Source organism: Nonomuraea sp. NPDC003201 (genome assembly GCF_053590415.1).
Map to the genome: position 1 here is coordinate 49,646 of NZ_JBSFTC010000037.1, position 12,277 is coordinate 61,922.

At 70.0% G+C, this 12,277-nt stretch carries 11 protein-coding genes and 1 pseudogene; 6 read left to right on the forward strand and 6 right to left on the reverse strand.

Translation table 11 applies throughout. The features are described 5' to 3' along the window. Nucleotides 1-10 precede the first annotated feature (10 nt). The 6 genes from ACWDX9_RS16910 (at nt 11) to ACWDX9_RS16935 (ending at nt 6,369) form a co-directional block, all read left to right on the forward strand. A complete protein-coding gene (locus ACWDX9_RS16910; protein ID WP_449954448.1) occupies nt 11-1,144 on the forward strand; it encodes a PP2C family protein-serine/threonine phosphatase in 1,134 nt (377 codons plus the stop codon). Continuing rightward, nucleotides 1,141-2,286, forward strand: coding sequence for a sensor histidine kinase (locus tag ACWDX9_RS16915; protein WP_449954450.1), 1,146 nt, complete (start codon nt 1,141-1,143; stop codon nt 2,284-2,286). The genes ACWDX9_RS16910 and ACWDX9_RS16915 overlap by 4 nt, the downstream gene beginning before the upstream one ends. Beyond that, nucleotides 2,279-2,728 (forward strand): response regulator, encoded by a 450-nt coding sequence (locus ACWDX9_RS16920; protein WP_449954453.1) that lies wholly within the window; start codon nt 2,279-2,281, stop codon nt 2,726-2,728. Before ACWDX9_RS16915 ends, ACWDX9_RS16920 begins: the two co-directional genes overlap by 8 nt. A 195-nt stretch (nt 2,729-2,923) precedes the next feature. Further along, nucleotides 2,924-3,709, forward strand: coding sequence for a hypothetical protein (locus tag ACWDX9_RS16925; protein ID WP_449954456.1), 786 nt, complete (start codon nt 2,924-2,926; stop codon nt 3,707-3,709). 12 nt (nt 3,710-3,721) lie between these two features. Next, complete coding sequence (locus tag ACWDX9_RS16930; RefSeq protein ID WP_449954459.1) at nt 3,722-5,620, forward strand: fumarate reductase/succinate dehydrogenase flavoprotein subunit; 1,899 nt, start codon at nt 3,722-3,724, stop codon at nt 5,618-5,620. Continuing rightward, a complete protein-coding gene (locus ACWDX9_RS16935; protein WP_350725602.1) occupies nt 5,617-6,369 on the forward strand; it encodes a succinate dehydrogenase/fumarate reductase iron-sulfur subunit in 753 nt (250 codons plus the stop codon). The genes ACWDX9_RS16930 and ACWDX9_RS16935 overlap by 4 nt, the downstream gene beginning before the upstream one ends. Before the next feature lie 54 nt (nt 6,370-6,423). Here ACWDX9_RS16935 and ACWDX9_RS16940 read toward each other — a convergent pair whose 3' ends face one another. The 6 genes and pseudogenes from ACWDX9_RS16940 to ACWDX9_RS16965 form a co-directional block, all read right to left on the reverse strand. After that, on the reverse strand, nt 6,424-7,725 hold the full coding sequence (locus ACWDX9_RS16940) for a hypothetical protein (protein WP_449954462.1): 1,302 nt from the start codon (nt 7,723-7,725) through the stop codon (nt 6,424-6,426). Between the two features lie 78 nt (nt 7,726-7,803). Continuing rightward, nucleotides 7,804-9,249: a hypothetical protein gene (locus ACWDX9_RS16945; RefSeq protein ID WP_449954465.1), complete on the reverse strand. Its 1,446-nt coding sequence runs from the start codon at nt 9,247-9,249 to the stop codon at nt 7,804-7,806. 112 nt (nt 9,250-9,361) lie between these two features. Then, nucleotides 9,362-9,766, reverse strand: coding sequence for a (deoxy)nucleoside triphosphate pyrophosphohydrolase (locus ACWDX9_RS16950; protein ID WP_449893461.1), 405 nt, complete (start codon nt 9,764-9,766; stop codon nt 9,362-9,364). Then, complete coding sequence (locus ACWDX9_RS16955; protein WP_350725610.1) at nt 9,763-10,857, reverse strand: C40 family peptidase; 1,095 nt, start codon at nt 10,855-10,857, stop codon at nt 9,763-9,765. The genes ACWDX9_RS16950 and ACWDX9_RS16955 overlap by 4 nt, the downstream gene beginning before the upstream one ends. Further along, nucleotides 10,854-11,480 carry a hypothetical protein gene (locus ACWDX9_RS16960; RefSeq protein ID WP_364242180.1) on the reverse strand — a complete coding sequence of 209 codons (627 nt, stop codon included), beginning with the start codon at nt 11,478-11,480 and terminating at the stop codon, nt 10,854-10,856. The genes ACWDX9_RS16955 and ACWDX9_RS16960 overlap by 4 nt, the downstream gene beginning before the upstream one ends. Before the next feature lie 6 nt (nt 11,481-11,486). After that, nucleotides 11,487-12,277, reverse strand: a pseudogene (locus tag ACWDX9_RS16965) (hypothetical protein); the annotation flags it as partial.

Genomic DNA, 12,277 nt, shown 5'->3' on the forward strand with positions numbered 1-12,277 from the left:
GTGAGGCGTTTTGACGGCACATCTTTCGGAGACGCTGACGTTGCTCCTGATCGAGGACGACGACGGTGACGCCTTCCTCGTGGAGGAGCTGCTCAAGCAGGCCCCCGCGCCGCCGAAGATCTTCTGGGCGCGCAGCCTGCAGGAGGCCAGGGCCAAGCTGACGTCCCGGATCCAGTGCGTGCTGGTCGATCTCTCGCTGCCCGACGCGAGCGGCCTGGAAGCCCTGGAGGAGGTGCTCGCGCTGGCGCCGCACACCGCCGTGCTGGTGCTCACCGGGCTCAGGGACTCGCACGTGGGCGTGGCCGCCGTCCAGGCCGGCGCGCAGGACTACCTGGTCAAGGGCGACGTCGACGCGCGGCTGCTGGCCAGGTCGATCCGCTACTCGATGGAGCGCAAGCGGGCCGACCTGGCGCAGATCAGGCTCGTGCAGGCGGAGCTCACGGCCAAGGAGAACGCCAGGCTGCAGGGCGCCCTGCTCCCCGGCCCCCTGCTGCGTACCGAGGTCATCGAGCACGTCACCCGCTACCTGCCGGGCAGCGGCGGCACGCTGGCCGGCGACTTCTTCGACACCGTGCAGACGCCGGACGGCTCGGTGCACATCGTGGTCGGCGACGTGTGCGGGCACGGCCCCGACGAGGCGGCGCTCGGCGTGGCGCTGCGCGTCGCGTGGCGCACGCTGGTCCTCGCCGGTCAGACGGACGACACGCTGCTGCGCACGATGGACGCCGTGCTGCGGGCCGAGCGCAAAACCCCCGAGATCTTCACCACGCTGTGCATGGCCACGATCAACCCCGACCTGCGGCACGCCAGGATGCGCGTAATCGGGCACCCGCCGCCGGTGCTGGTGCGCGACGGCGCCGTCCAGGTGGTCGACGGCACGCCTTCCGGGCCGCCGCTCGGGATCTTCTCGGACGCGGAGTGGTCGGTGATCGACGTGCCGCTGGGCGACGAGTGGTCCATGATGCTCTACACCGACGGCCTGATCGAGGCCGTGGTGGGCGAGGGCCAGGAGCTGCTCGGCGTGGAGGGCCTGCTCGATCTCGTACGCGAGCACGGCGCCATCGACCTCGACCGGCTCATCAAGCACGTGGGCACGCTGAGCGACGACCTCGCCGTGGTCCTGGTCCGGAGGAGGAGACCATGAGCATCAACCCGCTGCCTCCCCCCAAGGAGCCGACCGGGCTGGGCAGGCTGCCCGTGGCCCGCTGGTTCCTGGTCATGGGGCTGGTGGCCGGCGTCGTGCTCCTGGCCGGGATCGTGGTCGCGATGATGTTCAGCGCGCGGGCCCGCGCGCTGGCCCAGGTGCCCGCCGTCGAGCAGCAGCTCGACCAGCTCAATCTGGCGCTGATCGTGCTCTTCGCGGCGATGCTCGCGTTCGGCATCGCCCTGGCCCTCATCATCCGGTACGTCGTGCTGAAGCCCATCGACCAGCTCGCCCAGCAGGTCCGCACCGTGGCGGCCGGCGACTTCGACCACACCCTGCACGTCGACAGGCCGGCGGAGCTGGCCGAGCTGTCCAGCCACGTCGACTCCATGCGCGGCCGCATCGTGTCGGCCTGGCGGACGGCCGACGACCAGGCCGAGGAGCTGCGCAGGTCCAACGGGGAGCTGGAGCAGTTCGCGTACGTGGCCAGTCACGACCTCCAGGAGCCGCTGCGCAAGGTCGCCAGCTTCACGCAGATGCTGGAGCAGCGCTACGGCTCCCAGCTCGACGATCGGGCCAAGCAGTACATCCACTACGCCGTCGACGGCGCCAAGCGCATGCAACTGCTGATCAACGACCTGCTCGACTTCTCCAGGGTCGGCCGGGTGACCGGCGAGCGGACCACGGTCGACGCGGGGAAGGCGCTCGACACGGCGCTGGAGAACCTGTCGGCCACGATCGAGGACACCGAGACCACGGTCACCAGGGACGAGCTGCCCGCCGTCAAGGGCAACCGGGTCCAGCTCACGCAGCTGTTCCAGAACCTGATCGAGAACGCGATCAAGTTCCGCTCCGAGGCGTCCCCGCGCATCCACATCGGGGCCACCAGGTCCGGCGACATGTGGGAGTTCAGCTGTTCCGACAACGGCATCGGGGTCGAGCCCAAGTACGCCGACCGCATCTTCCTGATCTTCCAGCGACTCCACCCCCGCGACGTGTATCCGGGTACTGGCATCGGGCTGGCACTTTGCCGCAAGATCGTCGAGTACCACGGCGGACAGCTCTGGCTCGACGGCGATGCCGAGGGCCAGGGCACGACGTTCCGCTGGACACTGCCGGCCGCGGGAGACGACGATGAATGAGGGGCGCCCCATCGAGGTGCTTCTGGTGGAGGACGACCAGGGTGACATCCTGCTCACCAAGGAGGCCTTCGACTTCAACAAGGTCCGAAACCGGCTCAACGTGGTCAACGACGGTGAGCAGGCGATGGCGTACCTGCGCAACGAGGACGGATACACCGACGCGCCGCGGCCCGACCTCGTCCTGCTCGACCTCAACCTGCCGAGGATGAGCGGCATGGAGGTGCTGGCCGAGATCAAGGCCGACGCCGGGTTGCGGACGATCCCGGTGGTGATCCTGACGACCTCTGAGGCGGAGGAGGACATCCTGCACAGTTACCGGTTGCATGCCAACGCGTATGTGTCCAAGCCGGTGGATTTTGAGCAATTTATCCGGGTTGTCCGGCAGATAGACGATTTTTTCGTGACTGTGGTTAAGTTGCCCGCCCAAGGGCAGCGCCCCTGACGGGCGTACGTGACAGGAATCACAGCTAAGCATCGAAATTGTGAGTGACCCCGCTCACAAATTCGCATGCTGTCGTCGTAACGTATCCCCCACCAACGCGCGCCTGAGCCGTCGCTCGCCGCCGCGCGCCCAGCGAATACGAAAACCACGGACCCCCTGCGCGACACGGGTCCGCGGGAGGTGGAGAGGTCCGCGATGACCCAGACTACGCCCGACGCTCCGGTCAGAAGGCAGCGAGCGCAAGTCAAGGTGCGCACCCTGCGTACCGACAGATGGTGGCTTGTTCCGCTGCTGACGTTCCTCGGGCTCAGCTCATTCCTTGTCTACGGCGTGTGGGCGATCATCGACAACAGCTATTTCGTCGATCCCTACATAGCGCCGTTCTCGTCGCCCTGTCTGGCGACGTCGTGTCCCGAGGGGGCCCGGCTGTTCGGCCTGGCGCCGTTCGGCGACTGGTACGCACTGCCGCCGGGGCTGCTGATTCTCGGCCTGCCGGGCGGTTTCCGGCTTACCTGCTACTACTACCGCAAGTCCTACTATCGCTCCTTCTGGCTCTCGCCTCCGGCGTGCGCCGTCCAGGAGCCGCACGGCAAGTACACCGGCGAGCGGCGCTTCCCGCTGATCCTGCAGAACGTGCACCGCTACTTCTTCTTCGCGGCCATCGTGATCGGCCTCATCCTGGCCTACGACGCCGTCCTGGCGCTGGTCCACAAGCCGATCGGCCTGGGCACCTGGATCCTGGTCGTCAACGCCGTCCTGATCAACGCCTACACGCTGTCGTGCCACTCCTGCAGGCACATCACCGCGGGCAGGCTCAACCACTTCTCTCGCCACCCGCTGCGGTACCGGGCCTGGACGTTCGTGTCCAAGCTCAACGCCAAGCACCAACCCCTCGCGTGGGCCTCGATGTTCTCCGTCATGGGCGCCGACCTGTATGTCCGCCTGGTGGCCAAGGGCATCATCGCCTTCCCGTACGCGTAAGGACCAGCTTCAGTGGATAACTCGCTTAACACAGAGCGTCACGAATACGACGTCGTCGTCATCGGCGCGGGCGGCGCCGGCCTGCGGGCCGCGATCGAGGCCCGCCAGCAGGGCAAGAAGACGGCGATCGTGTGCAAGTCGCTGTTCGGCAAGGCGCACACCGTCATGGCCGAGGGCGGCGCGGCCGCCGCGATGGGCAACGTCAACCCGGCCGACAACTGGCAGGTGCACTTCCGCGACACCATGCGCGGCGGCAAGTTCCTCAACAACTGGCGGATGGCCGAGCTGCACGCCAAGGAGGCGCCCGACCGCGTCTGGGAGCTGGAGGCCTGGGGCGCGCTGTTCGACCGCACCAAGGACGGCAAGATCAGCCAGCGGAACTTCGGCGGGCACGAGTACCCGCGGCTCGCACACGTGGGCGACCGTACCGGCCTGGAGCTGATCCGCACGCTGCAGCAGCGCGTCGTCGCCCTCCAGCAGGAGGACTACGAGAAGTACGGCGACTACGAGGCCTACATCAAGGTCTTCGCCGAGTGCACGATCACGCGGCTGCTCAAGGACGAGGAGCGGATCTCGGGCGCGTTCGGCTACTGGCGCGAGACCGGAAATTTCGTGCTTTTCGATGCGCCCACCGTGGTCCTGGCCACCGGCGGCATCGGCAAGTCGTACGTCGTCACGTCCAACTCCTGGGAGTACACCGGCGACGGCCACGCTCTGGCCCTGCTCGCCGGCGCGAAGCTGATCAACATGGAGTTCATCCAGTTCCACCCCACCGGGATGGTCTGGCCGCCCTCCGTGCGCGGCATCCTCGTCACCGAGTCCGTCCGCGGTGACGGCGGCGTGCTGCGCAACTCCGAGGGTAAGCGCTTCATGTTCGACTACATCCCGGACGTCTTCAAGGACAAGTACGCGACCACGGAGGAGGAGGGCGACCGCTGGTACACCGACCAGGCCAACAACCGGCGCCCGCCGGAGCTCCTGCCGCGTGACGAGGTGGCCCGCGCGATCAACGCCGAGGTGAAGGCCGGCCGCGGCTCACCCCAGGGCGGCGTCTTCCTCGACGTCTCGACCCGGCTGCCCGCCGAGGAGATCAAGAAGCGGCTGCCGTCGATGCACCACCAGTTCAAGGAGCTGGCCGACGTCGACATCACCGCCGAGCCCATGCAGGTGGGCCCGACCTGCCACTACATCATGGGCGGCGTCGAGGTGGACGCCGACACCGGCGCGGCGGCCGTGCCGGGGCTCTTCGCCGCGGGCGAGGTGTCCGGCGGCATGCACGGCTCCAACCGGCTGGGCGGCAACTCGCTGTCCGACCTGCTGGTGTTCGGGCGGCGGGCCGGCGCGGGCGCGGCGGCGTACGTGGACTCGCTGGAGGCCAGGCCCCGGGTCCTGCCCGAGCTCGTGGAGGAGGCCCGCCAGGAGGCGCTGGAGCCGCTGGGGCGCGACGGCGAGAACCCGTACGAGGTCCACCACGAGCTCCAGAGGACGATGAACGACCTGGTCGGCATCATCCGCAAGGCCGAGGAGGTCGCCGAGGCGCTCCAGGTCGTGGAGAAGCTCAAGGAGCGCGCCCAGGTGGTCGGCGCGGCCGGGTCCCGCATCTACAACCCCGGCTGGCACCTCGCGATCGACCTGCGCAACATGGTGCTGGTCTCGCAGTGCGTGGCACGCGCCGCGCTGCTGCGCGAGGAGAGCCGCGGCGGGCACACCCGCGACGACTTCCCCGGGATGAACCCGGAATGGCGCCGCAAGCTGCTCGTCTGCTCCACCGAGGACGGCTCGACGGTCAAGGTCGAGGAGAAGCTCCAGTCGAGCATGCGCGACGACCTGATCACCCTGTTCGACCGGGACGAGCTGAAGAAGTACCTCACCGACGAAGAGATGACCGAGTTCGACGGGATTTCGAAATGAGCTACAAGGCGAAGTTCAAGGTCTGGCGCGGTGAGGGCGGTGAGGGCAAGCTCGAGGACTTCACCGTCGAGGTGAACGAGGGCGAGGTCGTCCTCGACATCATCCACCGGCTGCAGGCCACGCAGGCGCCCGACCTGGCGGTGCGCTGGAACTGCAAGGCCGGCAAGTGCGGCTCCTGCAGCATGGAGATCAACGGCAAGCCGCGGCTGGGCTGCATGACCCGGATGTCCACCTTCGAGGAGGACGAAACCATCACGGTCACGCCGATGCGGACGTTCCCGGTCATCAAGGACCTGGTGACGGACGTGTCGTTCAACTACCAGAAGGCGCGGGAGATCCCGTCCTTCACGCCGCCGGCCGGCGTCCGGCCCGGCGAGTACCGGATGCAGCAGGTCGATGTCGAGCGGTCCCAGGAGTTCCGCAAGTGCATCGAGTGCTTCATGTGCAACAACGTCTGCCACGTCATCCGTGACCACGAGGAGAACAAGGCCGACTTCTCCGGCCCCCGGTTCCTCATGCGGATCGCCGAGCTGGACATGCACCCGTACGACGTGGCCGACCGCCAGGAGGCGGCGCAGGACCAGCACGGCCTCGGCTACTGCAACATCACCAAGTGCTGCACCGAGGTCTGCCCCGAACACATCAAGATCACCGACAACGCGCTGATCCCGATGAAGGAGCGCGTGGCGGACCGCAAGTACGACCCGCTGGTGTGGCTCGGCAACAAGATCTTCAAGCGCGCCAAGTAGGCACGTACGAATGAGGGGGGCTGGAGATCCAGCCCCCCTCATTTCGTTTCCCGGCTACTTCTTGCGGCCCAAGCGCCGGCGCTTGGGGTCCGGCATCTCCTTGGTCTGCTCCGGCTGCCCGGGCTCCGGCGGCAGCGGCTGGACGACGGTCGCCTCCGCGTCGGGCGCCAGGTAGGGCGGCGGGTCGTACGCCTGCTGCTCCTGGTTCCGGTCCGGCGGGTCGAACAGGGACTGGCCACCCTGCCACGGCTCCGAGTCGCCGGACTCCGACGCCGCGACCGGGCCGAGCGGGCGCTCCTGGCCGGGGACCTCGTACGGGTCGCCACCGCCCGGCGGGATGTCCGCCGGCGGCGGGTCCGCCGGGACCAGCGGCTCGAACGGGTCGCGGAACTCCTTGGGCTTGGGCGGCTCGTGGTTGAAGGAGTCGAACTCGTCCGGGTGCAGCACCATGGGCTCCGCCACCGGCTGCGGCGGGGGCTCCTGCGCGTAGCCCTGGGACGGGTACGGGTGCTCCTCGTAGCCGCCGGGGACCGGGCCGCTCGGATACGTCTGCACGGGGACGAAGCTGATGATCGGCGCGTACGCCGTGCCGCCCGGGTAGCCGGGCGCGGGGAAACCCGCCGTGGCGTAGTAGCCGGGCCCCGCAGGGTAGCCGCCGGGAGGAGGCGGAGGCATGTCCGGCCGGCCCATCTGCGGCCCGGCCTTGCGCACCGCCGCCACGTGGGCCATCCGGCGGAGGCGTCCCTCGAAGATCAGGACCGCGAAGAGCGCGAGCAGGACCAGCACCAGCGCCGGGATGCTGAGCTTCTGCGTCAGCGACTTCTGGTCGAACTCCGGCGCCGCGTTCCGCAGCTCCAGCGGCACCTCCTCGGAGGAGGCGGGCTGCGTGTCGGTCGGCTGCGCCGGCGGCGGCGTGACGGGCTCGGAGGAGGCGATCTCCGGCATGTCGACGGCCGGCTCGGAGGTGGTCTGCGTGGGGGCCGGGGGCGTCTCAACCGTCTGGTTGGGCAGCGGCTGGGGGTTCTCGTTCTGCGGCGGCGGGGCGCTGGTGGTCGCCGGAGGCGTCGTGCTCTTGGTCGGTTTGGGGGTCTTGCTCGCCTTCGTCGGAGTCGAGGTGACGGTCTTGGTGATCGTCGTCTCCGGCTCCTCGGGCTCCGGTGTGCCCGCCGTCTCGGTGATCGTGACGGTGGTCTCCGGCGTGGTGTCGCACGTCTCGCCGACGTCACAGGGGTCGACCGGCTGGTACGCCGACACGGACGCGCTCGCGCTCTGTACGATGAACGGTGTCGCCCCGACGCCGGCCAGGCCCAGCGCCAGGACGACAGCGGACGCGGCCGTCGCTCGCGTGCGTGCCACCGGTGCCCTCCGCGTATTCCGGAACCTTGGTCAAGGGAATACTAGTCGGGTCAAAGTAACAGTAAAGCCCGAATTAACCTACGTTTTGCTTTTTCGGCGTCTTTGCACCGTGCCAATCAACCACAGGGCTCCCAGCAGCGCTCCGATGCCTCCGGCGACCACCGGCAGCCCCTTCGGACCGTCCAGCGGGCTCGCCCATGCGACAGGGCGGGCGTGCTTCCGCGCCGCGGCCACGTTCCACGGCAGCGGCACCACACCTTCGGCGCCGCGCGCGGGCTGCCCGGCCACTCCTGGAGCGGCTTGCGGCGCCGCCATGCCGGGCAGGAGAGGCGCGCTCCCCAGCGGGGGCGACGCGCCGGGCAGGACCAGCGCGGGCGGAGCGCCGGGCACCGGCTGCGGCACGGCCTCCGGCAGCCGCTGCAGGCCCTGGGGCGCCTGCGGCAGACCTTGGGGCAACTGCGGCACCTGCGGCAGCCCCTGAGGCAGCTGCGGGAGTCCTTGAGGCAGCTGCGGCGCGGCCTGAGGCCGCTGCAGGCCCTCGGGCAACTGCGGCGCGGCTTGAGGCAGCCGCTGCAGGCCCTGGGGCAGTTGCGGAACGGCCTGGGCCAGCCCGGGCGCCTGCGGCGCAGCCTGGGGCAGCTCGAGGCCCGGCACGCCCTGAGGCCACTGCGGCATCATCTGGGGCTGCCGGCGCGCCTGCGGCACGCCGCCCTTCAACCGGCGCGCGATCCCTCCGGCCGCCTCACGCCGCGGCGCGGCCGCTTCGGCGGGCCACTGCCCGTCGAGCAGCACGCCGGCCCCGGCCAGCAACCGGCGTCTGGCCTGCGCCCCGGCGACCTCTGGCGCCTCCGCGTCGGCTTGCACCTTCGCCCAGGCCCGCGCGGGCGGGGCGGGCTGTTGCAGTTGAGCGAGGAGTCGTTCCTTCGCCTCGGCGTACTCGCGGCTCTTCCCCGGAGCCGCGCCGGGCAGAGGCTCTTCCGGGCTCACGCGGACCGCCGGGCCGCTGAACCCCTCCTCCTCGTCCATGACGCGTGTGGCGGCCGTCTTGGTCTTGGTCGTCAGCGGGCCGCCCGCGTCGGCCCGCATTCCGGCCACCGCCGCGAGCACCACCTGCTTCGCCCCCGACGGCGTGGTCAGCGTCACGTCCACCTCCCGCTCACCGGTGAGGTCGCCCAGCTCGCACACCCGCGTCCCGGGCGGGACCGCGCTCGGCAGCACCGAGCCGCCCGTGACGCTCAGCGCCTGGGCCGCCAGCGCACGCGCGGCCCGCACGCCGCCCCGGGCCGCCCCCAGGCTCGCCTCCGCAGCGGGCGCGAACGGCGTGCCCGGCGCCGCCGAGGCGCAGGACACCTGCGTCAGCGCCGCCGCCGGGCTGGCCGCGATCGCCACCTTGACCCCGTCGGCCATCCCGTTCAGCCGCACCCGGAACCGCTGGACGTCGCCCGTCCTGATCCACACCCCGGGCGTGCTCACCCGCTCCAGCACCAGCGACACCCGGGAGGCCGCCAAAGGCACGGAAGGCACAGCCGCAAGGATCAGTGCACCCGCAATGATCCAGCCACGCCGCATCACTCCCAACTCCCCCGTTGCGACAGATGTCACTCTTGGTAGTCATTCTGTCACACAGAGGAGGCACCTAATCCCGCGAAAGGAGCAGATTCTCCACAGTCTTCATAACGGGCAGATCCGCCCCGAGCCACTCGACCGAGTAGTACTCGCCGGGCCCCAGCCACCGCAGCGCCAGGTGCTCCCGGGCCTCAGGGACCCCCGAGGCCAGCGAGCACAGCCACACGCGCAGCACGTACCCCTCGGAAAGCTCCCAGTCCCCGCCCACCTGCTCACCCACCGTGACCTCCACGCCGAGCTCCTCGCGGCACTCGCGGACGAGCGCCGCCGTCTCGCTCTCACCGGGATCCACCTTCCCGCCAGGGAACTCCCAGCCACCCGCGAGCGCCGGAGGCTCGGCGCGCTGGGCGGCCAGCACCCGAGCGCCCGGCGCGACGATCACCGCGGCCACCACGACCGTGTCGAAATCATTCACAGGGTAGGATTCTGCAGCTTCTTCAACTGCTCGAGCACGTCGGGGTTCTGCAGGGGGCGGGTGAAACCGAGGCGGTTGTCCCGCGCCTTGTAGCTGGTGACCTTGATCGGCCCGCACAGCCGGCACCGGGCCTCCAGCATCTTGCCCTTCGACACGACGAGCCCGACATGGCCGGGGTTGTCGGCGGACGTGCCCGGACCGGCGTTGAAGAACACCAGGTCACCTGGCTGTTCCTGGCCGTCTAAAACCTTCACGCCGAACGGCCACTGCCCGAACGTCGTACGCGGGATCATCAGCCCCGCCTCCCGATACGCCGCGAAGATGACGCCCGAGCAGTCGAACGCGTCGGGCCCCGTCCCGCCCCACAGATACGGCTTGCCGCGCTGCGCCAGCGCGTATTCCAAAATCTTGGCCACGATGTCGCTCGGCGCGGCCTCCACCAGCGAGTCGTCGCATTCCTCCGAAGCCTGCGGCGGCACCTTGACGTCACCCGACTTGGCGTACTTCCTGGCGATCGCCTCGACCTGGTCCACGTACCACCAGGCCCGGTTGTAGACGAACAGCGCCTGCCGTACGTTCTCCGGGGCGCCGTTGCGCTTGAGCATCCGCGCGGCGCCGAGGATCGCGTCGGCCGGGTTGTAGATGTCGCCCACCCCGTCGCCGTCGCCGTCGGAGGCGTACCCGGTGAACTTCGACGACATCGCGACCCTGGCCTTGCCGCCCCACGTGGAGATCAGGAACTGCATCGGCCCGGCCGCGCCCGCGTAGTTGGTGCCGCTCTTGACGCCCGGCAGGTTGGAGCGGCCGTGGTCGGTCTCGCGCTTGCCCACGGCGGCCAGGATGTTCCACTGGACGCCGATCTTCTTGCCGTACTGCTTGTAGAACTCCAGGTATTCGGCGGGGATGTCCGACGTCGCCGAGTCGGACACCTCCTCCACCTGCGTGTTGTCGTTGCAGTCGGGCGAGGTGCCGCCGTCGCTGAGGAACGACGGCATCGAGATCAGCAGCATCGGCGACACGACGACCGCCACCAGGAGCAGCACGCCGGCGGCGCCGATGATCAGCGCCAGCCGGGTACGTGAGAGCTTCACCCCGAGGTGTCCCCCTCCTGGCCCTCCGTGGCAGGCCGGATGTCGAAGATCCGCCAGTCGGCTCCCGACTGGGTCACCGTGACCGCGTACTCCTCCTGAGCCGTCTGGTTACCGCTCTTGGCGGTGACCTGCCTGGCCGAGGCGACCACGAAGATGATGGAGTTCTTCTCGATCTGCCTGATCTCCTTCAGCCTGGCCGTGGCCTTGGAGACGATCTGGTCGTTGCGGTTCTGCTCGACGGTGCCCGCCGAGGTCATGGTCCTGGTCAGCTCGTTGCCGAGCTCGGCCGTCGTGTACGCCTTCACACGGGTCGCGTACGCCGCCGGGTCCTCGTCGTACCTGAAGGTGCCGTACTCGGCGGTGAACCGCTCGGCCAGGTCCGCCGTCGCGGCCAGCTGCTCCTTCTTCATCGGCAGGAACGAGTAGATGTCGAACGGGGCGGCGCTGGCGGTGGCCAGCGGCGTGCTCGACGGAGCCGGCGCGCTGACGACCCTGGCCGGCTCCTGACCGGGCCCGGCCTGCTCCTCCGAGTCGGGCCACATGGTCAGGTAGATGCCGACCGCGGCGATGACCACGACGACGACGGCGAAGGCCACCCCCCGCCTGTCACCTCCCTGCACCATGTTCGTTCAGTCCTTGTCCGGGTTGTTCGGCTTGAGCCAGAACGGCACATCCGGGCTGTCGCCTCCGGAGCCGCCGTTGCGGCTGCCGCGCAGCCAGAGGGGCGGAGCCTCGGAGGTGCGGGACGAGGGCTCGTCCGAGCCGAAGATCCGGGAGCCGGACGAGCCGCCGGACGGCCTGGAGCCGCCCCCCGACCGGGTGGCGCCGTTGGACCTCGAACCGCCGCCGCCGCCGCCGAACAGGCCGCCACCCGAACCGCCACGGGAACCACCGCCCGAACCGCCACGCGATCCGCCGCCGGAACCGCCGGAGCCGCCGCCGAACAGCCCGCCGCCGCTCCCGCGCGAACGCGTGCCGCCCGAGCCGCCGAACCGGGAGCCGCGCGACCCGCCGGACGAACTACGCGACCCCGACGCCGAACCGCCGCGGGACGCCCAGCCACCGCCGGACCGGCCGCCGAACCAGCCGCCGCCCGAGCCGCCGCCGGAGCCACCTGAGCCATTGGAGCCGCCGGAGGCCGTGCCACCGGCCGCGCCGGCCACCCGGGGGCCGCCCGCCGCGGGACCGCGCGTGCGGGTGGGCGTCGTGCCCAGGTTGAGCGGCGGCGCCGTACCTCTGCGCGGCTCCATCGGAGCCCTGGCGCCCGCCTTGCCGCCCTGCTGGTCGGTGTCCAGCGGCGCGGCCGTGGCCGGTACGCGGGTGCCCGAGGGATGTCCAGCCCGAGGAAGGTGGCGCCGCCCTTGAAGTCGACGAGCACGAAGTTCAGGGTCTCGGAGGAGTGCGTGATCGCCAGCGAGAG